This window comes from Rhodococcus sp. 7Tela_A2 (genome assembly GCF_049311045.1).
Lineage (GTDB): Bacteria > Actinomycetota > Actinomycetes > Mycobacteriales > Mycobacteriaceae > Rhodococcus.
In genome coordinates, this window is record NZ_JAXION010000037.1 from 1 (window position 1) to 21,325 (window position 21,325).

Annotated in this window: 21 protein-coding genes; 12 read left to right on the forward strand and 9 right to left on the reverse strand. The window is 65.8% G+C overall.

The features are described 5' to 3' along the window. A partial coding sequence (locus TVH25_RS09305) for an LCP family protein (protein WP_422423913.1) occupies nt 1-1,719 on the forward strand: 1,719 nt, incomplete at its 5' end. A gap of 81 nt (nt 1,720-1,800) precedes the next feature. Next, entirely contained in the window at nt 1,801-2,508 is a 708-nt protein-coding gene (gene phoU, locus TVH25_RS09310) for a phosphate signaling complex protein PhoU (RefSeq protein ID WP_169621267.1), read from the forward strand. A 152-nt stretch (nt 2,509-2,660) separates the two neighbouring features. On the opposite strand, the gene pstB is transcribed toward phoU, so the two are convergent. The 6 genes from pstB to TVH25_RS09340 all read right to left on the reverse strand — a co-directional run bounded on the left by pstB (nt 2,661) and on the right by TVH25_RS09340 (nt 8,480). Continuing rightward, nucleotides 2,661-3,437, reverse strand: a complete 777-nt coding sequence (pstB, locus tag TVH25_RS09315) for a phosphate ABC transporter ATP-binding protein PstB (protein ID WP_169621268.1) — start codon at nt 3,435-3,437, stop codon at nt 2,661-2,663. A gap of 51 nt (nt 3,438-3,488) precedes the next feature. Continuing rightward, nucleotides 3,489-4,400, reverse strand: coding sequence for a phosphate ABC transporter permease PstA (pstA, locus tag TVH25_RS09320; protein WP_169621269.1), 912 nt, complete (start codon nt 4,398-4,400; stop codon nt 3,489-3,491). Nucleotides 4,401-4,403: 3 nt separating this feature from the next. After that, nucleotides 4,404-5,456, reverse strand: a complete 1,053-nt coding sequence (gene pstC, locus TVH25_RS09325; RefSeq protein WP_169651946.1) for a phosphate ABC transporter permease subunit PstC — start codon at nt 5,454-5,456, stop codon at nt 4,404-4,406. 53 nt (nt 5,457-5,509) lie between these two features. After that, nucleotides 5,510-6,634, reverse strand: a complete 1,125-nt coding sequence (pstS, locus tag TVH25_RS09330) for a phosphate ABC transporter substrate-binding protein PstS (RefSeq protein WP_296550571.1) — start codon at nt 6,632-6,634, stop codon at nt 5,510-5,512. A 209-nt stretch (nt 6,635-6,843) separates the two neighbouring features. Then, nucleotides 6,844-7,752 carry a mycothiol synthase gene (mshD, locus tag TVH25_RS09335; RefSeq protein WP_422423915.1) on the reverse strand — a complete coding sequence of 303 codons (909 nt, stop codon included), beginning with the start codon at nt 7,750-7,752 and terminating at the stop codon, nt 6,844-6,846. Further along, complete coding sequence (locus tag TVH25_RS09340) at nt 7,749-8,480, reverse strand: winged helix-turn-helix transcriptional regulator (protein ID WP_169621273.1); 732 nt, start codon at nt 8,478-8,480, stop codon at nt 7,749-7,751. The genes mshD and TVH25_RS09340 overlap by 4 nt, the downstream gene beginning before the upstream one ends. A 183-nt stretch (nt 8,481-8,663) precedes the next feature. Here TVH25_RS09340 and TVH25_RS09345 point away from each other — a divergent pair, with 183 nt between their 5' ends. The 7 genes from TVH25_RS09345 (at nt 8,664) to TVH25_RS09375 (ending at nt 12,669) form a co-directional block, all read left to right on the forward strand. Next, nucleotides 8,664-9,446 carry an LmeA family phospholipid-binding protein gene (locus TVH25_RS09345; RefSeq protein WP_296550569.1) on the forward strand — a complete coding sequence of 261 codons (783 nt, stop codon included), beginning with the start codon at nt 8,664-8,666 and terminating at the stop codon, nt 9,444-9,446. After that, nucleotides 9,443-9,865, forward strand: coding sequence for a thioredoxin family protein (locus TVH25_RS09350; protein ID WP_422423917.1), 423 nt, complete (start codon nt 9,443-9,445; stop codon nt 9,863-9,865). Before TVH25_RS09345 ends, TVH25_RS09350 begins: the two co-directional genes overlap by 4 nt. A gap of 45 nt (nt 9,866-9,910) precedes the next feature. Further along, entirely contained in the window at nt 9,911-9,997 is an 87-nt protein-coding gene (locus TVH25_RS09355) for a putative leader peptide (RefSeq protein ID WP_367113044.1), read from the forward strand. Between the two features lie 144 nt (nt 9,998-10,141). Next, entirely contained in the window at nt 10,142-10,606 is a 465-nt protein-coding gene (locus TVH25_RS09360) for a DUF4395 domain-containing protein (protein WP_169621276.1), read from the forward strand. A 50-nt stretch (nt 10,607-10,656) separates the two neighbouring features. Beyond that, on the forward strand, nt 10,657-11,490 hold the full coding sequence (locus TVH25_RS09365) for a sulfurtransferase (protein WP_169621277.1): 834 nt from the start codon (nt 10,657-10,659) through the stop codon (nt 11,488-11,490). A gap of 2 nt (nt 11,491-11,492) precedes the next feature. Then, nucleotides 11,493-11,798, forward strand: coding sequence for a DUF1416 domain-containing protein (locus TVH25_RS09370; protein ID WP_169651947.1), 306 nt, complete (start codon nt 11,493-11,495; stop codon nt 11,796-11,798). Between the two features lie 205 nt (nt 11,799-12,003). Beyond that, nucleotides 12,004-12,669, forward strand: a complete 666-nt coding sequence (locus TVH25_RS09375) for an FABP family protein (RefSeq protein WP_169651948.1) — start codon at nt 12,004-12,006, stop codon at nt 12,667-12,669. Here the strand turns inward: TVH25_RS09375 and TVH25_RS09380 are convergent. Further along, complete coding sequence (locus TVH25_RS09380) at nt 12,666-14,447, reverse strand: BCCT family transporter (protein WP_422423936.1); 1,782 nt, start codon at nt 14,445-14,447, stop codon at nt 12,666-12,668. The two genes, TVH25_RS09375 and TVH25_RS09380, sit on opposite strands and share 4 nt — an antisense overlap. 128 nt (nt 14,448-14,575) lie before the next feature. Beyond that, nucleotides 14,576-17,770: a type I restriction endonuclease subunit R gene (locus TVH25_RS09385; RefSeq protein ID WP_422423919.1), complete on the reverse strand. Its 3,195-nt coding sequence runs from the start codon at nt 17,768-17,770 to the stop codon at nt 14,576-14,578. 135 nt (nt 17,771-17,905) lie between these two features. Between TVH25_RS09385 and TVH25_RS09390 the strand changes: the two genes are divergently transcribed. From TVH25_RS09390 to TVH25_RS09400, 3 genes are all read left to right on the forward strand, one after another. Next, nucleotides 17,906-18,400 carry a hypothetical protein gene (locus TVH25_RS09390; RefSeq protein WP_422423920.1) on the forward strand — a complete coding sequence of 165 codons (495 nt, stop codon included), beginning with the start codon at nt 17,906-17,908 and terminating at the stop codon, nt 18,398-18,400. Between the two features lie 38 nt (nt 18,401-18,438). Continuing rightward, nucleotides 18,439-19,140, forward strand: coding sequence for a DUF4352 domain-containing protein (locus TVH25_RS09395; protein WP_422423921.1), 702 nt, complete (start codon nt 18,439-18,441; stop codon nt 19,138-19,140). An 80-nt stretch (nt 19,141-19,220) separates the two neighbouring features. After that, nucleotides 19,221-19,826, forward strand: coding sequence for a DUF2510 domain-containing protein (locus TVH25_RS09400; protein WP_422423922.1), 606 nt, complete (start codon nt 19,221-19,223; stop codon nt 19,824-19,826). Nucleotides 19,827-20,556: 730 nt separating this feature from the next. Here the strand turns inward: TVH25_RS09400 and TVH25_RS09405 are convergent. Next, entirely contained in the window at nt 20,557-21,297 is a 741-nt protein-coding gene (locus TVH25_RS09405; RefSeq protein ID WP_422423923.1) for a PASTA domain-containing protein, read from the reverse strand. Nucleotides 21,298-21,325 lie beyond the last annotated feature (28 nt).

Genomic DNA, 21,325 nt, shown 5'->3' on the forward strand with positions numbered 1-21,325 from the left:
CCTCCGCCCCGGCGCGCACCCCGGCCTCCCGTCGAGGACAGTCCGCCCGAGTTGATCGCGCCGGTCGACGACGACTTCGAGGCCGAGCCCCTTGTCGACGACGACCTGCACGACGAGCCCGTCCACACTCGGACGGTCCGGGCGCACGCGGCACCGAAAGAGGTCGGAACAGACGGACTGACCCGCCTCGAGTCGAGCAAGCGACGGAAGGATCGCAGGCTGCGCGTCGCGGCCCGGTCCGCGGTCGCGTTCTTCTCGGTCCTCGCACTCCTCGGCACCGGATCGGTGTGGACATACGTGAAGTCGACGGAAGCGGGTTTCTCGCAGATCGCGGCGCTCGACACGGAGTCCGCCGACATCGTCGACGCGGCCGGGCAGACCGGCGACGAGACCTATCTCATCGTCGGCACCGACACCCGTGCCGGAGCCAGCGGCGCGGTCGGAGCCGGCACCACCGAGGACGCGGAGGGAGCCCGCGCCGACACCGTGATCCTCGTCAACATCCCGGCGGACCGCAGCCGTGTCGTCGCGGTGTCGTTCCCCCGCGATCTCGATGTGGAACGTCCGGTGTGCCGCGGCTGGGACAGCTCGACCGGCGACTACAGCTCGGATACCTTCCCTGCGGCGGACGGCGACAAGCTCAACGCCACGTATGCCCTCGGTGGGCCGAAATGCCTGGTCAAGGTCATCCAGAAGATGTCCGGGTTGAAGATCGGCCACTTCGTCGGCATCGACTTCGCCGGGTTCGAAGCCATGGTCGACAAGGTCGGCGGGGTCGAGGTATGTACCACCACGCCACTCGAGGACGGGGAACTCGGCACCATTCTGGACTCGCCCGGCACGCACACGCTGAGCGGCCACAAAGCACTCGATTATGTCCGGGCGCGCTACGTCTTCACCGAAGGCAACGGCGACTACGGCCGGATCACCCGGCAGCAGAAATTCCTGTCGTCGCTGCTGCGCTCGGCGCTGTCGAACAAGGTCCTCCTCGATCCGGGCAAGCTCAACGGATTCATCAGCGCGTTCACCAGCGCGACGTTCGTCGAGAACGTCAACACCGAATCCCTGGTCAAGCTGGGCCGCTCGCTGCAGAACGTCGACGCCGGAGCCGTCACCTTCCTGACCGTGCCCACCGCGGGAACGAACGACTGGGGAAACGAAATCCCCCGGCTCGACGACATCGAGTCGATCTTCACCGCGATCATCGACGATCTCCCGCTCCCCGGTGAACGGCGCGAGGAACCTCAGGACGACGCCGGTGCCCCACCACCGGAGCCGGCTCCGACTGCTCCCGCTCAGATCGCGGTCGACCCGGGCACGGTGAGCGTGCAGGTCTCCAACGCGTCCGGTGAGTCCGGTCTGGCAGCCCGGATCGCCGAAACCGTCGGGGCGTACGGCTTCCCCGTCTACGAGGTCGGCAACTACTCGGGCACGAGCGCCAAGACGGTGATCCGCTTCGCGCCGGGCCAGGAGGCCGAGGCAATGACCGTCGCCACGGCATTCCCGGGCGCGGTGCTGCAGGAGGCTCCCGCATCCGCCCAGCTCGGTACGATCGTCGAGATCGTGCTCGGGACCGGATTCGACGGCACGGTCGTCGCCCCCACTCCGGCGGGAACCCGGCTCGAGCCGGTGAAGATCGAAGCGCCCTCCAGCAAGGATTCGATCGAACTCCCGCCCGATCTGTCGATCACCAACGCAGGGGACGATCTCTGCGGGTGACACCGCTCCGGCCCACTCGTTCACCCGGGGTTCACCCGATGCTCGTGACCTGTACTTTTCCGCACCGTAGGGTGTGCCATTATGCGCGTCGTCTACAACGTACAAATGAGCGAACTCGGTGACCTCCTCGGAGAGATGGCCGGACTCGCCGGACTTGCAATGGAGCGGTCCACCGAAGCCCTACTCACCGCCGATCTCGGCCTCGCCGAGCAGGTGATCGAAGAGCACGACAAGATCACCGACCTCGCCGTGGTCTGTGAGGAGAAGGCGTTCCAGCTCCTCGCCCTCCAGGGGCCGGTCGCGGGCGATCTCCGAGCGGTGGTCAGCGGTATCCAGATCGTCGCCGACATCGACCGCATGGGCGCACTCGCCCTGCACATCGCGAAGGCGACCCGCCGGCGTCATCCGAACCACGTGCTTCCCGACGAGGTCAAGGGATACTTCGCCGAGATGGGCCGCATCGCGGTAGCCCTCGGCGGGGCCACCCGCGAAATCCTCGAAACCCGCGATCCGGAGCGCGCGTTGCGTCTCCATCACGAAGACGAAGCGATGGACGATCTGCACCGCCACCTCTTCAAGGTCCTCATGGACCCGGAGTGGAAGCACGGCGTCGCCGCGGCCGTCGACGTCACCCTGCTCGGTCGCTTCTACGAGCGCTTCGCGGACCACGCGGTGGAGGTCGGCCGGCGCGTGATCTTCCTGGTCACCGGCAAGCTCCCCACGGAAGAAGACATCCGCGAACTGGGCAACAAAGTCGACAAACTGACGGTGTACCCCACCGAATCCTGATTCGTCCGAGACACGTGAAGGCCCCCGCCGGGGGTTGCCCCCCGGGGCGGCGCCGGGGGACCCCCCCCCATCCCTCATCGGCCCGCCCCCGGTCACGCCCCGGGGGGTAGGTCCCCGCGGGGGCCTTCGCGTGTGACACACCAGGTGCCGGATCAGCCGAAACGACCCGAGATGTAGTCCTCGGTGGCCTTCTGGGTCGGGTTCGAGAAGATCTTCTCGGTGTCGTCGATCTCGACGAGCCGGCCCGGACGACCGGTCGCCTCCAGGTTGAAGAAGGCGGTCTGATCGCTCACGCGCGCAGCCTGCTGCATGTTGTGGGTGACGATGACGATCGTGAAGTCCTGCTTGAGTTCGGCGATCAGATCCTCGATGGCGAGGGTCGAGATCGGGTCGAGCGCGGAGCAGGGCTCGTCCATGAGCAGCACGTCGGGCTGGACCGCGATCGCGCGCGCGATGCACAGTCGCTGCTGCTGGCCACCGGAGAGACCGCCGCCGGGCTTGTCGAGGCGGTCCTTGACCTCGTTCCACAGGTTCGCGCCGCGCAGCGACTTCTCGGCAACCTCGTCGAGCGTCTTCTTGTCGCGTGCGCCCTGCAACTTCAGGCCGGCGACCACGTTGTCCCGGATGGACATGGTGGGAAACGGGTTCGGGCGCTGGAACACCATGCCGATGGTCTTACGCACGCCCACCGGATCTACATCGGCGCCGTAGATGTCTTCACCGTCGAGCAGCACGGATCCCTCGACGCGGGCGCCGGGGGTGACCTCGTGCATCCGATTGAGCGAGCGCAGAACGGTGGACTTGCCACAGCCCGACGGCCCGATGAACGCGGTGACGCTCCGCGGCGGCACGGAAAGGGTCACGTCGGCAACGGCGTGGAACTTTCCGTAGAAGATGTTGACGTCCTTGAGATCCAGACGCTTGGCCATTACAGGCTCCCTACTGGTGTATCGATGTCGTGAGAGAAGGTCATGCGGCGGCTACTTCCTCGAGCCGACCTGCGAGTAATGGCTGATCACCTTGGCCGCGACGTTCAGCACCGCGATCACAAGAATCAGTGTGAGGGCGGCGCCCCAGATGCGCTGCGAACCGGCGGCAGTCGGGTTGTTCATTTCGGCGACCATGACACCGGGGAGCGAACCCTGCTCACCGCCGAACAGGTCGAAATTGATGAACGGCGCGTACCCGACGAGGATCAGCAGCGGCGCGGTTTCGCCCATGACCCGGGCGAGAGCGAGCATGATGCCCGTGATGATTCCGGCCATCGACGTGGGAAGAACGATCCTGACGATGGTCTTCCACTTCGGCACACCCAGCGCGTAGGAGGCTTCGCGGAGGTCCTGCGGCACGATCCGCAGCATCTCCTCGGTGCTGCGCACCACCACCGGCACCATCAGCAGCACGAGCGCGAGAGATACCGCGAAGCCCGACTTGGGCATTCCGAACGTGGACACCCACAGGGCGTAGATGAACAGCGCCGCGACGATCGACGGCACACCGCTGAGGATGTCGACCATGAAGGTCGTGATCTTCCCGAGCTTGGACCGGCCGGCGTACTCCACGAGGTAGATCGCGACGAACACGCCGAGCGGTATCGAGATGATCGCGCAGACGAGTCCCTGCAGCAGGGTGCCCACCAGCGCGTGATAGATGCCGCCGCCTGTCGAAGAGGCGGTCAGGCCGCTCAACGAGTGGGTGAACCACGTGGCCGACATCAGGGCCGGAAGGCCCTTGGCGACGACCGTGGCCAGCACCCAGACGAGCGGCACCAGCGCGACGAGTACCGACAGGGTCACCAGCACGGTGGCGCCGACGTCGGTGATGCGCCGGCGGGTGCTCACCTTCTGGAAGGTGGGCGCCTTGACGGGCGAGTCGAGGGTTGTCGTCGACATCGGTCAGTCCCTCTTTCCTGCGACCACCATGCGGGCCGCGGCGTTGACCAGGAAGGTCAGCACGAAGAGCACCAGGCCGGCAGCGATGTAGGCACCTGCCTGGATGTCGTTGTTGAACTCGGCGTAGCCGAGAGCGATCTTCGACGCGATCGTGGCGCCGCCATCGAACAGGGACCACGAGAACCCGGCCGACGTCGTGCGCAGGATCAGGTAGAGCGCCATCGTCTCACCGAGTGCGCGGCCGAGACCGAGCATCGATCCGCTGACGTAGCCGGACTTGCCGAACGGGATGATGGTCGTCCGGACGACCTCCCAGCGGGTGGCTCCGAGCGCGAGCGCGGCCTCGATGTGCGCGACCGGCGTCTGGACGAACACCTCGCGGCTCACCGCCGCGATCGTCGGCAGGATCATCACTGCCAGGACGATCCCCGCGGTGAAGATCGTGCCACCGCCCGCGATCGAACCGCTGCCCGTGGCGAACAACGGGAACCAGCCGAACGTGGTGTTGAGCCACGAGGCGATCGGGCGCAGGAAGGGCGCGAGCACGAGCACCCCCCACAAGCCGTAGACGATCGACGGGACCGCGGCGAGAAGATCGATCACGTAGGCGAGCGGCTTCTTGAGGCGGCCCGGGCAGTAGGTGGTCAGGAAGATCGCGATACCGAGCGCGACAGGCATCGCGAGGGCGAGCGCGAAGAGCGAGACCAGCACCGTGACCTGGAACAGGTCGAGGACGCCGAAGGCCATGTCCTCGATGTCCTGCGTGATCCACTGGTCGCTCGTGAGGAAGTTGACGGTGTTGCGCTGCAGAGCGGGCACGGCACGCCACACCAGGAACACCGCGATCGCGCCGATGATCACCGAGATCAGGATCGCGGAGCCGGTGGCCAGCGAGCCGAAGATGCGGTCGCCCGGTCGCACGACAGTCTTGTGCGTGCGCTCCGAGGGTGGTGTGGTGCTGATCGTTGCCTCCGTAGTACCAGGGTGACCGCCCGTTCCTGACCGGGCCGGGTCGTCCGACTCCGTACGAGCCGTTTTCGTGGGCGCGTCAGTCATGTGCGCTCATATTCTCTCTGGGCGTGTTCGTCAGGAACGGGCGGTCCACCGATCTATTCGGACGCGATGGCGTCGATCGACTGGGTCAGACGCTCCTGGAAGGAGCTCGGCAGCGGCACGTAACCCTGTTCCCCGAGGCCGTCCTGACCCTCGTTGGCCGCCGAGAGAAGGAACGACTTCACAGCGGAAGCGGTGTCGGCGTCGTATCCGGCGGAGCAGACGATCTCGTACGTGGCGAGAACGAGCGGGTAGGTGCCCGGCTCGGTGCTCCCGAAGATCGAGGACAGGTCCAGCGTGAGATCACCTTCGACCGCGGGCGCGAACTCGGCGCCCTCGATTGCCTTGGCGGCGGACTCCTCGTTGAGTTCGACCGGGCCCGAGCCGTTGTCGATCCGCGCCATGCTCAGCCCGTTCTGGTCCGCAAACGACTTCTCCACGTAGGTGATCGAGCCGGGGGAGCCGCTCACTGCCTGCGCGACGCCCGCGGAGCCCTTCGCGCCTTCGCCGGTGCCACCGGTGAAGTCGGATCCCGCGCCGGTGGTCCATGCACCGTCGGACGCGACCTCGAGGTACTGCTGGAAGTTGTCCGTGGTGCCCGACGAGTCGGAGCGCACGATCGGCGTGATCGCGCTGTCGGGCAGGTCCACACCCTCGTTGAGTGCGGCGATGGCCGGATCGTTCCACGTGGTGATCGAGCCGTTGAAGATCTTGGCGGTGGTCGCGGCGTCGAGCACGAGGCCGTCGACTCCGTCGAGGTTGTATGCCAGCGCGACCGGGCCGAACACCAGCGGAAGGTTCCAGGCGGGGTTGCCGGCGCAGCGCTCGAGAGCCTGCTCGGCCTGCTCACCCTTGATCGCGGAATCGGACCCGGCGAAGTCGATCTGCCTGGCGGTGAACTGTGTGCGACCGTCACCCGAGCCCGTCGGGTTGTACGCGACGTTGACCGTTGTGCCCTTCTGCGAGCACACGGCGATGTAGGTGGCCACGAACTGGTCCATCGCATTCTTCTGTGCGGATGAGCCGGCAGCGGACAGGTTGGGTTTTCCCTCACAGGTGGCACTGGACGCGGACGCATCCACATCTATCGAACCCGAGTTGTCGTCGGTACCGCACGCGGTGAGCGTGAGAGCACCGACCGCCAATGCGCCCAGCAGGGCACCATTGCGCTTGAGGTTCACCTGTACTCCTCCGGAGTTCACGACCGCTGACCGAAGGCAGCGGAATCGAGGCGCGGGTGATCCCTGCGCCGGGCCGCCACAACGGACCCGTATGAAAAAACTAGGTGCTCACGGTTGACTGACGGACGACCCCGGGTGAACGGGGGATGAACAGACCGGATACACCTGGCAGCACTGTTGCCGCGGTCACGCCGGCACTGTTGCCGCGGTCACGATCGGGCGTAGGCGACGTCCACGTGGAAGCGCTCGAATCCCAGCTTGCCGTAGGTGTTGAGCGCCGCGGTGTTGTCACCTTCGACGTAGAGCAACACGGTGTGGAGCCCACGGTCACGGAGGTGATGCAACCCCGCGAGCGTGAGCAGCCGTCCCAGGCCGCGACCCTGCGCGGACGGGTCGATGCCGACGACGTACACCTCACCGAGGGCGTCCTCCGCGTCCGTGGCCGGATGCACCTTGGTCCAATGGAACCCCAGGAGGACATCGGGATCGGCGGCGTCGAACGCGAGGAACAACCCCTTCGGGTCGAACCACGGCTCCGCGCGGCGCTCCGCGACGTCGACGTCCGTCCAGCGTCCTTGCTCGGGATGCCACTCGAAAGCTGCTGCGTTGACCCGGAGGAGTTCGTAGTCGTCACTCGGGCCCTGGTAGGTGCGCAGCACGATCGAGTCCGGTACCGCGACGGCGGGAAGTTCGGGGACGTCGAGGGGGCGGCGGAGCTGGAGCAGTTCACGAACGCCGGTCAATCCCAGCCGGTGTGCCACAGCACGCGCTGCCGGAAGGTCACCGTGTGCCCAGACCCGGGCGCCGTCGCCGCCGGCCGTCAGCGCGGCGTCGACCAGTTCACCGCCGAGTCCCTGCCCCCGGTGGGCGGGGTCGACGACCACTTCGGCCATGGCGGGATGGTCCTCGTGCGCGGGTACGAGGTTCGCGTAGCCGACGACGGTGTCGTCGACCGTCCTGATCAGGTGTCTGGCGTCGCTGTCGCGGGTGAGGGAGTGGATCACCTGCTCCGAGACCGGCGCGGTGCCGTCGGCAGCGCCCGCTCGGGCGATGACGTCGCGCACCCCCTGCGCCTGTTCGGACGACGGAAGACCGGTGAACTCGGACGCAATGCTCATTCGGCGAATTCTGCCTCGGACTCCTCGAGTTCCGGGGCGATACCCCCCGCTTTGTTCCGGGAGGACGGCCGGACAGCCTTGTAGCCGACGTTGCGGACGGTCCCGATCAGGGATTCGTATTCGGGGCCGAGCTTCGCTCGGAGGCGCCGGACGTGCACGTCGACCGTGCGGGTGCCACCGAAGAAGTCGTAACCCCACACCTCCTGCAGAAGCTGTGCGCGGGTGAACACCCGGCCGGCGTGCTGGGCGAGGTACTTGAGAAGTTCGAACTCCTTGTACGTCAGGTCGAGAGGACGACCACGCAACCGGGCCGTGTAGGTGCCTTCGTCGATCGACAGCTCACCGAGGGTGATCTTGCCCGAACTCTCCGCGCTGACGAGGCCGCCTGCACGTCCGACGAGAAGGCGCAACCGCGCGTCCAGTTCGGCCGGGCCGGTGGTCGTGAGCAGGATGTCGTCGAGGCCCCACTCGGGATTCACGGCAACCAGGCCGCCTTCGGTGAGCACCGCGATAACCGGGATGGCCGACCCTGTACTGCCGAGCAGACGACACAGTCCTCGTGCTGCCGCGAGATCGCTGCGCGCATCGACGATCGCTATGTCGGCAGAACTGGCCTCGAGCAGCGACGATACTTCCGTCGGAGCCGGTCGGACCGAGTGCGCCAGCAGCGCCAGCGACGGCAGGACCGCGTCCGGGTTCGGGTCGGAGGTCAGAAGGAGAAGCTCCACTGGGCCTCCAGTTCCTCGCGCTACCAGCGCGGATCGGGTGCGTAAACGACGTGCTACAGATTAGCGCTCTGTTTGTTACCGGCATGTAAGCACGACGTCGCAGAAGATCGATTCCCACATTTCGGACACGCTGCTCGCATCCGCGGCACGGTGCCCGCGGCCGCGTCGGCCACAATGGGAGGCGTGCGCAAACTGATCTTCGGTCTCGTGGTCCTGCTCGGAGTCGCCGTTCTCACCGACTTCGGCGCGGCGGCGTGGTCCGAGTACCGCGTGTCCCGTGCACTGCGCGAGGGTGGCGTACTCCAGGCCGACCCCGCCGTCACCATTCACGGCTTCCCGTTCCTTCTCCAGGCCCGCAACGGGCATTACGAGAACGTGGAAATCGTGGCCGACGGCGTGCACACCGAGATGCTCGGGGACATCACCGTCGAAGCGAACCTCGTCGGCGCCCATGCCGCTGCGGGCGAACTGCTCGACGGGTCGATCCGTACCGTGCCGGTGGACCTGCTGTTCGGCCGCGTCATGATCGACGCCACCGAACTCGGGCAGCTCTACAACATCCCTGACCTGCAGATTTCTGCCCCTCCGGAGAGCAAGTCCGACGGGACCGGCGGGTCGGGAGGCTCCGGACCGACGACTGCCGGCGGCGTCGTGCTCACCGGTACCGTGCCGGTCGGGCCGGAGCCCGCGACGGTGAGCGTGCAGGCCGACCTCGTGCTCGACGGGGACCGCGTGCACATCGTGGCGTCCGACCTGTACTTCGGCCGGGAGGGGCGCGCGGACTTCGCGGTGCCCGACGCGCTGAAGCCGGTCGTGCTCGGGTTGTTCACCACGACGATCGAGCCTCAGGATCTGCCCTTCGGCGTGAAGCCGACGTTCGTGGAGGCACGGGGATCGCGCATCGTCATCGAGGGCGAGGCGCACAACACCACGATCGATCTCACCGAGGTGCAGGCAGCCCCGTGATCGCATTCGTTGTTCTCGCAATTGTGATCGTCGCCACACTTGGAGTCGGCGTGATGTTGCGCACACGCGCCGGCAAGTTCCGCGCGAGCAGCCCGGGAGGCGCCGGATCGGAACACGTTGATCCTGCGCTCGCGGCGGTGGGGGTGGGCGGTGGCGTGCCCGTGATCCTGCACTTCTCCGCGCCGTGGTGCGGACCGTGCGCATCCGTCCGGCGCGTGATCGCCCGTGTCCTCGGCGACACGTCCGGAGAAGCACTCGACGTGGAACTCGACCTCGACGAAAACCCGCTTCCCGCCAGGCAGCTCGGAGTGATGTCGCTACCCACCACCTTCGTGTTCGATGCCGCCGGACGCGAGCGCTACCGGGTGTCCGGTGTACCGGAGGCCGCCGACCTCCGCGCGGCCCTCGCATCTCTGTAATACGCAGTGGTCCTATTTCCCCCGATCTTCGGTTAAACTCCTCGCGTGCACACACGCCAGGAGCTGATGCTCACCCGACGCCGCGCAGTCGACCTGTGCCGCCTCGGCGCGTGTTGTTGTACCTGCTCCTGACGCACGGCTGCTGAGTAGTCACCGCGGGCTCCTGTCCCCGCTCCGCAGTTGCTGACGTCTCCCCCGATGCGTTTCCCCGCGGTCGGTCGCGGTTCGGCGACCGAATCCCGCTCAGCTATCCCGGATCCCAGCAGGAGCACTCTCATGTCCGTTCCCGGTCCCACCCGTACCGGTTCGCAGGTCGACGTCCGCGGACCGCGTTTCGCAGCGTGGATCACCACCGCCGTCTTGGTCGTCGTGCTGCTCGTCTCGACGGTCTCGAACACCGTTGCGGGCGTTGTGCTCGGGGTGCAGGCCCTCGTCTTCGCGATCGGCGCAGCGTTCGGTCCGCGGCGCAGCCCGTACGGCGCGCTGTTCGCAGGCCTGGTCGCACCACGATTGGGCGCACCTTCCGAGACCGAACCTGTTGCGCCACTGCGCTTTGCACAGTTCGTCGGCTTCGCATTCGCGGCTGTCGGCACCGTCGCGTTCGCACTCGGCGCCGGAACCGTCGGAATCGTGGCCACCGGCTTCGCGCTGTTCGCCGCTCTCCTGAATGCCGCCTTCGGCTTCTGCCTCGGCTGCCAGATCTACCCACTGATCGCTCGGTTGCGTTCCGTCGCGGCCTGATCACCACCCGGCTTCAACACCTACACGCACCATCACCGAAAGGAATATCCATGGCTCGCTCCGACGTCCTGGTCTCCGCCGATTGGGCAGAGCAGAATCTCGATGCACCCAAGACCGTGTTCATCGAGGTCGACGAGGACACCAGCGCCTACGACGGCGGCCATATCGAAGGCGCCATCCGGCTGGACTGGCGCAAGGACCTGCAGGACGGTGTTCGCCGCGACTTCCTGAATCAGGAACAGTTCTCGGCGTTGCTGTCCGCCAAGGGCGTCGCCAACGACGACACCGTCGTGCTGTACGGCGGCAACAACAACTGGTTCGCCGCGTATGCCTACTGGTACTTCAAGCTGTACGGCCACCAGGACATCAAGCTCATCGACGGCGGTCGCAAGAAGTGGGAACTCGACGGCCGCCCGCTGTCGAAGGACGAAGTCACCCGGCCCGCAACCGAATACAAGGCACAGGCACCGGACACGTCGATCCGTGCCTTCCGCGACGAGGTGATCGACGCGATCGGTTCCAAGAATCTCGTCGACGTGCGTTCCCCCGACGAGTTCGCCGGCAAGATTCTCGCCCCGGCCCACCTGCCGCAGGAACAGGCACAGCAGCGTGGCCACGTCCCCGGCGCCGTCAACATCCCCTGGAGCACCACCGCCAACGAGGACGGCACCTTCAAGTCCGACGACGAACTCACCGCGCTGTACGCGGCGAAGGGCTTCGACGACAGCAAGGAAACCATCGCCTACTGCCGTATCGGCGAGCGCTCGAGCCATACCTGGTTCGTGTTGCAGGAGATCCTCGGCAAGAAGAACGTCAAGAACTACGACGGCAGCTGGGTCGAGTACGGCTCGCTCGTCGGCGCACCGATCGAGTTGGGAGCATAAATATGTGCGGAGCACCTGTTCAGAGCCAGAACCTGCCCGCGGGCGTGGATGTCGAGAAGGAAACGGTCATCACCGGCCGCGTCCTCAACGCCTCCGGTGAACCGGTCGGTGGCGCATTCGTGCGTCTGCTCGACGGCACCGGCGAGTTCACCGCCGAGGTCGTCGCCTCCGCCACCGGCGACTTCCGGTTCTTCGCCGCGCCCGGTGAGTGGACGGTGCGCGCACTGTCGAGTGCCGGAAACGGCACCTCGACGGTGAGCCCCAGCGCTCCGGGCGTCCACAACGTCGACGTGACGGTCGCGAAGTAGCACGCGGCAAAGACTGGAGCCACGGCTCCGGAACACAGGGCCTCGCCCCCGATCACCGGGAGCGAGGCCCTTTGTCGTGAAGCGAAGCCGGTGCAGTCTAGAATGACCCCGTGGTCATCTTCTTCGAACTCTTGCTGGTCCTTGCAGCGGTGCTCATCACCTGGTTCGCGCTGTACACCATCTACCGTCTGGTCTCCGACGGGTCATGACGGACCAGTCGGACGGCGGTACTCGGCGTAGCGGCGACGAGGCCATAGCGCAGGCCGCAGAGCGTGCGCGGGTCACCGCCGAGCTGAATATCCCCGTCCTGTCCGGTCTGCCCGGCGTCGACGACACCGCGAACCTGCGGCGCGGCGCCGATCTGAACCCTGCCCTGCTCGCGCTCCTTCCACTGGTGGGCGTGTGGCGCGGCGAGGGTGAGGCACACGACCCCGAAACCGCCACCGACTACCCGTTCGGTCAGCAGATCGTCGTCGCGCACAACGGCGGTGACTATCTCGTATGGGAAGCCCGCTCGTGGCGTCTCGACGAGAACGGCGACTACGTCGCCGAGGACCGTCGCGAAAGCGGATTCTGGCGCGTCTCCGGTACGGGCGGCCCCGACAGCGACGACCCCGAGACCCTCGAACTGCTGCTCACCCACAGTTCCGGTGTCGTCGAGTTGTATTACGGCACCGCCCTGACCCAGTCGTCGTGGGAGCTCGCCACCGACGTGGTGATCCGGACCCGGTCCGGCGAAGTCGTGGGCGGCGCCAAGCGCCTGTACGGCATCGTCGAGGGCGGCGACCTCGCCTACGTCGAGGAACGTGTCACCCCCGACGGCGACATGCGGCCGCGCATGTCTGCGCGGCTCGCACGCCACGTCGGCTAACGAGCGTCCGACGACGAGTCGTCCCCCGTGGCCGCTCGTACGGAGCCTGAACCGTTCGTCTCCCCGGGTGCCGGCCGGTGTACTACCGTGCCGTGTTCCGCTGCGTCGCTTCCTGCCTCGTCACGATCGTCACCGTCGTCCGGAATCGCCCTGGTCACGACCACGACCTCCGGTGCCGGCCGCCCTTCCGCGGCTTCGAGGTCTTCGGCGGTGTGCACCTCGGTCCACTGGCGGGTGACGGGTTCGGGGAGTTCACCGAGATCCTCGCGGATGCCGCGTACCAGGCTGTACATCATGACGAAGCCCATCACGAAGAAGGGCAGACCGACCACGGTGATCACCTGCTGTAGCGCGTCCAGGCCGTCCTTGCCGGTGGCGACGAGCATGGTGGCAGCGACCAGGCCCATGATCACGGCCCAGAACAGCCGCTGATGCATGGGTGCCTTCCCTTCCGTGCCGCCGGACATCATGTCCAGGACCATGGCAGTCGAGTCCACCGAAGTGACGAAGAAGATCACCACCAGCAGGATCGCAATGCCCGACACCAGCCCTGTAAGCGGGAAGTTGCCGAGGAATTCGAACAGCGCACCGGGGATGTCGCCCGCATCGACGACACGTTCGACAAGACCCCCGTCACCCTCGAGCTCGATGTGGAAGGAACCCATCCCGAAGATGCTGAACCAGATGACCGAGAAGAGCACCGGCAGAGCCAGCACCCCGGCGACGAATTCGCGGATTGTCCGGCCGCGCGAAATGCGCGCGATGAAGATGCCGACGAACGGCGACCAGGTGATGGTCCAGGCCCAGTAGAACACCGTCCAGGTGTTCTGCCAGCCGGAGTCGGCGAACGTGTCGTTCCAGAACGCGAGGTTCGGCAGGGTGTCGGCGTAGATGCCGACCGACTCGATCATCCCCTTGAGCAGGAACAGGCTGGGGCCGGTGACCAGGACGAAGATCAGAAGCATCACCGCGAGGCCGATGTTGAAGTTCGACAACCGCTTGATGCCCTTGTCGAGACCGAGAGCCACCGAGATGCCCGCCATGACAGTGACGAGGGCGATGAGCGCAATCTGGATGATGCCGGACTCCTCGAGTCCGAAGAGCTGGGCGAGGCCGGCGTTGATCTGGAGCGTACCGAGGCCGACGGACGTCGCGACGCCGAAGATCGTGCCGATGATCGCAACCACGTCGATCGTCTTGCCGATCGGACCGTAGATCCGCCCGCCGAGCAGGGGCGCGAAGATCGAGCTGACACGGGGCGGGAGCTTGCGCTTGTAGATGAAGTAACCGAAGCACAGACCCGGCAGTGCGAAGATCGCCCACGTGTGGAATCCGAAGTGGTAGAGCGTAAAGCCCATTGCTTCACGCGCGGCCGCCTCGGATTCCGGCGCCACGTCCTGCTGTGGAGGATTCGCGAAATGGGAGATCGGTTCCGCAACGCTCCAGAACATCAGGATCGTGCCGATTCCCGCCGCGAAGAGCATCGAGAACCACGCGAGGGTGGAGTGCTCGGGACGCTCGTCGTCGCCGCCGAGCCGGACGCGTCCGTAGTGCGTCAGCGCAATGATCACCAGGAAGATCAGGAACGTCGTGACGCCCAGGATGTAGAACCATCCGAGGTTGGTCATGATCCAGCCCGACGCCGTGCTGAACACGTTGTCGACCGTGGTCGTGAAGGCAACCGTGAGGACGACGAACACCAGCGATATCAGCGCGGAGGTGAAGAAGACGCCTGGTGACGTGCGTAAACGGAGGGCGTCGTGGGCTTTTGTCAGGATCGGCACGTCAGGGGGTACCCCCGATAAGTCCGTTTCTACACATGCGATGCTCGTCACCACCGCGACTGCGCCCCGGCGTCACATGCGATTCGACGGACTCACCGGCATACGGGTTCGTACCGGCCCGGTCACGCCGCCATCGTCGGTGCGATCGCCTCCATCTGTTCGAGCACCAACTTGATTGCCCCGGTCTGCTTGTCCGGCGGGTACTTGTAGCGCGTCAGCAGTCGCTTCACCTGCGACCGCAACTTCGCTTTGACGTCCTCCCGCACCTTCCAGTCGGTCTTGACGTCACGCCGCATGACGCCAACGAGTTCGCGCGCGATCTGGGCGAGGGTGGCCTCCCCCATCCCGTCCAGCGCCGATTCGTTCTGGGAAACTGCGTCGTAGAAGGACAGTTCATGATCGCCGAGGGGCGGGTCGAATCGTTGCCCACGCTGCGACTCGGCTCGCACTTCTTTGGCAACCTCGACGAGTGCTGCGATCACCTCGGCCGAAGTGAGCTGACTGTTGGTGTACTTGATCATCAGTTCCTGCAGTTTCTGCGAGAACGCCCGCTGACGAACCAGGTTGTGGCGTGCCACCTTGCGGGATTCCTCGGAGACCAGTTTGCGCAGTGCCTCGATCGCCAGGACGGGGTTCTTCGCCTGCACGGCACGATCGAGGAAGTCGGCATTGAGATCGGCGAGCGACGGCTTCGGCATACCTGCCGCGTCGTAGATGTCCAGTACTTCACCGGATTCCACCGATGCGGCCATGAGCGCACGGAGAGCACGCTTGACATCTTCGGGTACCGCGGCGCCGCTCGCCTGCCTGTCTGCGGCGTCGAACTTGGCCATGTACACGCGCACTTCCTCGAAGAAGCGTGCATCGGCCGCAAGTGGCCGGACCTCCTCGTGCGTACCGCAGATGGCCCACACCCGCGACAACTGTGACGCATTCTCCCGGTATCGGGTTGCGAGCGTCTTCTGCCCTTCGCCGACCTTGTTCTCGGGGTTCTTCGGATCGCGAAGGTAGGCGACTGTTGCCAACACCGCGTCCAGCCATCCCCGTGGCCCCGGCGCCCGGCGGCGTTCGCGCCAATCGAAACCGTGAAGCATGTTGCCGAGAACCGTCATGAGGTTCTTGACGGCGTCCACGGCTTCTTCGACGGGCCGGCCGAGAGGCTTGGTGGTGCGGTCCGACGCGGTGTACTCGGCCAGTGCATCCGCGAGGTTGTCGGCGACCGGTGCATAGGCGACGAGCAGACCGTCACTCTTGCCTCGGAAAGTGCGATTGACGCGGGCAAGCGTCTGCATCAGCAACGCACCCTTGAGCGGACGGTCGAGATACAGCGTGTGCAGCGGGGGTGCGTCGAAACCGGTGAGCATCATGTCCTTGACAATCACCAGTTCGAGTTCGTCGTCGATGTCCTTGAGCCGCTTCTTGATTGCTGCGTTCTCGGAATCACGTCGCACATGATTGCTGACCGGCGGCCGGTCACTGGCGTCACCGGAATACACGACCTTGATGCGGCCGGCGGAGAGATCGTCGGAATGCCAGTCGGGGCGAAGCTTGGTGATCTCCCTGTAGAGGTTGGCGCAGATCTCCCGTGTCGCGCAGACGATCATCGCTTTTCCGGGTGCAGTCGGGTTCTCCTCCGACCCCACGAACTTCGCCATCTGGGAACGGCGATTCTCCCAGTGCCCGACGAGATCTGTCGCGAGCATCTCCAGCCTGGCCGGCGTGCCGTACACGGCGTTGATGACCGCGACGGACTTTTCGATGCGGGTGCGTTCGGTGTCGTCGAGACCGGCCGTGAGTTCGTCGGCCGACGCGTCGATCTGCTCTTCGGTGAGCTCTCCCGCGAACGCCACCTTCACGAGACGGCTCTCGAAATGGACGGGCACGGTCGCTCCGTCGTCTACGGCGCGGGTGAGGTCGTAGATGTCGATGTAGTCACCGAACACGGCTCGCGTGTTGCGGTCCTCGAAGGAGATCGGTGTTCCGGTGAACGCGATGAGCGTCGCGTGCGGAAGCGCGTCGCGCAGGTGGCGGGCGTATCCGTCGAGATCGTCGTAGTGGCTGCGGTGCGCTTCGTCGACGACCACGATGATGTTGCGTCGTGCGGACAACTCGGGGTGGCTGAGCCCCGCTTCGCGTTCGTCGCGGCTCTTCCCGAACTTCTGGAGGGTCGTGAAGTAGATGCCGCCGGTGGTGCGTCCGGAGAGTTCCTGGCGGAGTTCTTCTCGTCGGCGGATCTGTTTGGGCTGCTCGGGAAGCAGTTGCGAGCGGGCGAAGGTTTCGTAGAGTTGGCCGTCGAGTTCGTTGCGGTCCGTGATCACAACGATTGTCGGATTGGCGAGCGCCGGATGGCGGATCACCTGATTCGCATAGAGCTCCATCTCCATCGATTTTCCGGAGCCCTGCGTGTGCCACACGACCCCGGCCTTGCCTCCGGAGCCCACAGCGACCACCGTGGATCCCACCGCTTTGGCGACGGCGAAGTACTGGTGCGGTTTGGCAATTCGCTTGACGAGGCCGTTCTCGCTCTCGTCGAACGCGGTGTAGTTGCGGAGGAGTTGCAGAAACCGCTCCTGGTTGAACAGCCCGTACAGTGCGGTGTCGAGCGGATGGTGTTCGCCGCTGGGTTCGACGGGGGCACCGTCGTCGTCGACGTTCCACGGTGAGAAATGCTCGAAGGGCGTGAACGGGGTGCCATAGGACGCGGTGATCCCGTCCGACACCAACGCCATCACGGCGTATCGGAAGGCCAGAGGAAACTCGCGCAGGTAGGTCTGGAGCTGGGCGTGGGCGTCTGTGAGGCTCGCGTACTGACTGCCTGCGTTCTTCAGTTCCACGGCGGCGACCGGCATACCGTTCATGTACAACACGAGATCGAAACGACGCTCGTAGTCGCTGCGGATCACGGTGACCTGGTTGGCGACGAACCAGTCGTTGTCGTCGGGTTCGACGGAAACGAGCCGGATGGTGGGGGTGACCTCCACGCCCGCGTCGTCGGCATAGGAGATCTTCCGCAGACCTTCGGTCAGGTACTCGTGGACGGTCCGGTTCTCTGCGATGGCGTCGGTCGACCCGGCAGTCGCCACGAGTGCCACCGCATCGTCCACAGCGCCGGCAGGCAGTTTCGGGTTCAGATTCACGATGGCCGCACGCAAGCGTGAAGGGATGAGGAGATCGTCCCACGACGTGCGCTCACCCGAGCCGGGTGCGATCTCCGCACCGGGGATGTACCGCCATCCGAGCTCGCCCAACGTGTCGAGGGCCATCTGCTCCCACGCCGATTCGGTGAGGCGGCCAGGGAAACCCAAATCGTCTGCCATGCACACAACTTAGAAGCTCCGATGGGCGGGAGCGAGAGCGACTGTCGATAACAGGGGTTATCGACGAAAAAATGGTGGGTGATACCCGGTCCGGCGCACGATTCGAGCGTTCCGATTACCGAGCAGGAGATCGCCGTGACCCTTCAGTTCCTCCCCGCGACCAGCACTTCCGGCCGTCGCACCGACGACCGCGGCCACGGCACCCGTTTCTGGCCGGGATTTTCGGTGGGCGTGTGCGCCGCCACGGTGACCGGGGCGCTCATCGCGACCGGTTCCCTCGTGGCAGATCGCGTAGCGAGCGTTCCCCTGTTCGAGATCGGAGGCACCGTCACCCTCGTCGACGGCTCCACCCACAGCAACACGCCGGGATTCGAATGCGAAGGCGACCGCGGGTACGACGACATCGCGCCCGCCACCGCCGTTCGTGTGACCGCGGAAACCGGAAAGTTGCTTGCGGAAGGTTCGCTCACCCGCAGTGTGCGCGAAGGCGACTTCTGCACATTCTTCTTCACGGTCCCCGACGTGCCGCGCGGCGCGACGTTCTACGACGTGGAGATCTCCTATCGCGGATCAATCTCGTTCGACGAGAACGAGGCCCGATCGGGAGTGCACCTCACTCTCGGCCGTTGATCCGCATTCCCCTCCTCACCTACGAAACGAGACCTGTCATGACCATGCCCAACCATTCCGATCCGCAGGTTCAGCAGCCGGCCCCGCAGTACCCGATGCAGTCGGCCGGCGGGTTCGCCCCTCCCGAGCCGAAGAAGCGCAAAAAGTGGCCGTGGATCGTCGGCGCGTTCGTTGCACTGTTCGTCGTCACCTCCATCGCGGGCGGTGGCGACGAGGACGAGCCGACCGCAACGGCGTCGCGCGGCGCCGATTCGGGCAATGCTGCGCCCCTGGCCGAGTCGCCTGCCGCCGATTCGGGCAACGCCGCACCCCCGGTCGAACCGCCTGCCGCCGAGGAATCCTCGGCAACGATGAACATGCCGGTTCGCGACGGAAAGTTCGAATTCGTCGTGACCGGTGTCGAGGCCGGCCTGACGTCGCTCGGCGACAATCCGTTCCTCGCCGAGGACGCACAGGGTCAGTTCGTGATCGTCACGATGACGGTCAGCAACATTGCCGATGAGCCGAAGGGGCTGAGCCCGAGCAATCAGAAACTGATCGACGCGCAGGGCCGAAGCTTCAGTCCCGATACGGCTGCGGCACTGAACCTCGACTCGGATGTGACGTTCTGGGACGAGATCAATCCCGGCAACACCGTCACGATGCCGCTCGTGTTCGACATGCCCGTGGACGCAGTTCCCTCGGCGATCGAACTGCACGACTCCATGTTCTCCGGCGGCGTCACCGTCTCGCTGCGCTAGTTCCACCACGAACCGCTGGTGCGCCCGACGAGGGGCCGGGCGCACCAGCCCTTTTCAACCGTCCTGGAAGGACCTTTTCGATGTCGAACGAGAATTCCCCGGCACCTGCCGGTTGGTATCCGAATCCTGCCGGAGGACAGCGCTACTGGGACGGGGCGGCCTGGCTTGCCCTGCCCGATCCCGATGGCGCCCAGGACCCCACTCCGAAGCGGAAGATCCCCACGAAGCCGATCGTGGCCACGCTCATCGTCCTGGCGCTCGCCGCGGCCGGCGGTACGGTGACCTGGAAGGTCAACCACGACGCACAGGTCGCCGCGCAGGTTGCTGCAGCGGAAGAGGCCGCCGACCTCGAAGCGGAACGCATCGCGGCGGAGAAGGCCGAACAGGAACGCCAGGATTCCGCGGAGAGGGCGTCGCGCGCGCTGAGTGTGTCGGGCATCGAATCGAGCATCGAGGAGATGGCGACCGACCACATCGCCGAGGGCATGTACGACGGTCCTGTGCTGTCCGTGACCTGCTCACCGGTCAACGGTGGTTCCACCGACAACCTGAACGAAACCACCACTGTATTCGAATGTTTCGTGGGGACCGAGGACCTCGGTAACGGGCGCATGCGCGGTCGCACGTATCACGCGACGATGAACTGGACGAGCGGCGAATACACGTACGGGTTCGGAGCGCCGTAACCCCTCCCGCCGAGCACAACTAGAACGTTCGTTCGAGTTGACGGCATCCGGCACTCGTGGGAATATCCCTCCACCGACCTTGAGAATAGGTCGACCCCGGCAGGTGCTACCAACACCGAACCGGGGTCTGGGCACACGACAGAAAGCGACTGTCATGCACCGTACGGTGGATTCTATCCACACGCCCCATAGAGGCGTACACCAGCAACAGGCCGCGAGCGCGTTCATCTGCGCCGGCCCTCATCTCACCTGGCCACCAGGTTCGTCAGCGACGTCCTGACCTTCACGCCCCTCGATTCTGCTCCGGCAGGCGATCGAGGGGCTCGAAGCGTTTTTCCGCCTGCATCGGTGTGCGCAAGGGCCGTTTCGGCAACCACGGCACACCGGGTAGGCGTCGTCGCTCGTCTCCCACAGTCCGACGTCAGCGCATCGACGCTGCGGACCCGGGTGCCATTCCCGGCGGTCCGAAACCGACTGGGCGCCAGTATCCCTCGTCTCCACAGCTGGTGGTGGAGCACCCGATCGTGCGGGTCGACACGAACGACCGGGTCCAGTACAGCCACACGTCGTTTCCGACGTGGGGCCAGAAGTGCTGGCCGAGACGGTCTATCGGGGTATGGCGACCGGGCAGCGTTGGGGAAGGGGCCGAAGGCAAGCTCAGGGACCCGTAGGGTCTCCGTACGGTCGAGGGCAGCCGCCCGCAGGGCGCCCTACTTCTGACGTAGGCATCTCAGCGACAGCCTGCGAACTCGACTTCCTTGACGACCGACAGCAAAGCCTCACCCTCGCCGACCACCGCGCCCGCAGACGGCTGCTGTCCGACGACGATCCAGTTGCGGTCCTGCACCTGCATCCGGCCTTCACCCGTCGCATCGACACTTCTCGAATAGAACACGCCCGCAGCCTGAATCGTGTCCTGCGCTGTTTGAAGATCCATGCACTCCACATCCGGCATGACGGCGCTGGTGCCCGCGGCCGCTGCGTTCGCCGTTGTTGTCGATACTGCCGCGGGCGCGGACGTCACGACCGGAACTGTGGCGGCAGCACTCGTCGCCGACGGGGCCGGAGTGGTCGAGCCCGGCGTAACTCGCGCGGAGGTCTGCGGCGTCGTCGTCGCGTCGTTCCCGGACGGCGCGTCGAGCCCATCCGAGATGTCGCCGATGATCCCGATGAGCACGAACGCCGCCGCGACCAACGCGGCGATCACGACTCCGCGTCGCATCTTCGGGGGTGCCGGCGGCTCCGGCGGGGGTTCGAACGCGGCCCCCCGGTCGCCGGCGAGGAATGCCTGATGGCCCGCTTCGGCACGCGCCGCGAGCGCAGCGCGATCTGCCTCGACGCGTGCACGCCGGTCGCGCAAGGGTTTACCGATGGCCAAGTAACCGAGCCCGACGAAGAACAGTAGCTGGATGAGCGACTCGGCGACGTTACCGTGGATGATCTCGACGATCGCGAGCCACAAGGTGGACACCGCCGAACATTCCCGCGAGAACCCTCAG

What these genes read in the sequence shown, in the direction of transcription:
- phoU (WP_169621267.1), top strand. Translation starts at nt 1,801, where the DNA reads ATGCGCGTCGTCTACAACGTACAAATGAGCGAACTCGGTGACCTCCTC.
- pstB (WP_169621268.1), bottom strand. Translation starts at nt 3,437, where the DNA reads ATGGCCAAGCGTCTGGATCTCAAGGACGTCAACATCTTCTACGGAAAG.
- pstA (WP_169621269.1), bottom strand. Translation starts at nt 4,400, where the DNA reads ATGTCGACGACAACCCTCGACTCGCCCGTCAAGGCGCCCACCTTCCAG.
- pstC (WP_169651946.1), bottom strand. Translation starts at nt 5,456, where the DNA reads ATGACTGACGCGCCCACGAAAACGGCTCGTACGGAGTCGGACGACCCG.
- mshD (WP_422423915.1), bottom strand. Translation starts at nt 7,752, where the DNA reads ATGAGCATTGCGTCCGAGTTCACCGGTCTTCCGTCGTCCGAACAGGCG.
- TVH25_RS09360 (WP_169621276.1), top strand. Translation starts at nt 10,142, where the DNA reads ATGTCCGTTCCCGGTCCCACCCGTACCGGTTCGCAGGTCGACGTCCGC.
- TVH25_RS09365 (WP_169621277.1), top strand. Translation starts at nt 10,657, where the DNA reads ATGGCTCGCTCCGACGTCCTGGTCTCCGCCGATTGGGCAGAGCAGAAT.
- TVH25_RS09370 (WP_169651947.1), top strand. Translation starts at nt 11,493, where the DNA reads ATGTGCGGAGCACCTGTTCAGAGCCAGAACCTGCCCGCGGGCGTGGAT.
- TVH25_RS09375 (WP_169651948.1), top strand. Translation starts at nt 12,004, where the DNA reads ATGACGGACCAGTCGGACGGCGGTACTCGGCGTAGCGGCGACGAGGCC.
- TVH25_RS09385 (WP_422423919.1), bottom strand. Translation starts at nt 17,770, where the DNA reads ATGGCAGACGATTTGGGTTTCCCTGGCCGCCTCACCGAATCGGCGTGG.
- TVH25_RS09395 (WP_422423921.1), top strand. Translation starts at nt 18,439, where the DNA reads ATGACCATGCCCAACCATTCCGATCCGCAGGTTCAGCAGCCGGCCCCG.
- TVH25_RS09400 (WP_422423922.1), top strand. Translation starts at nt 19,221, where the DNA reads ATGTCGAACGAGAATTCCCCGGCACCTGCCGGTTGGTATCCGAATCCT.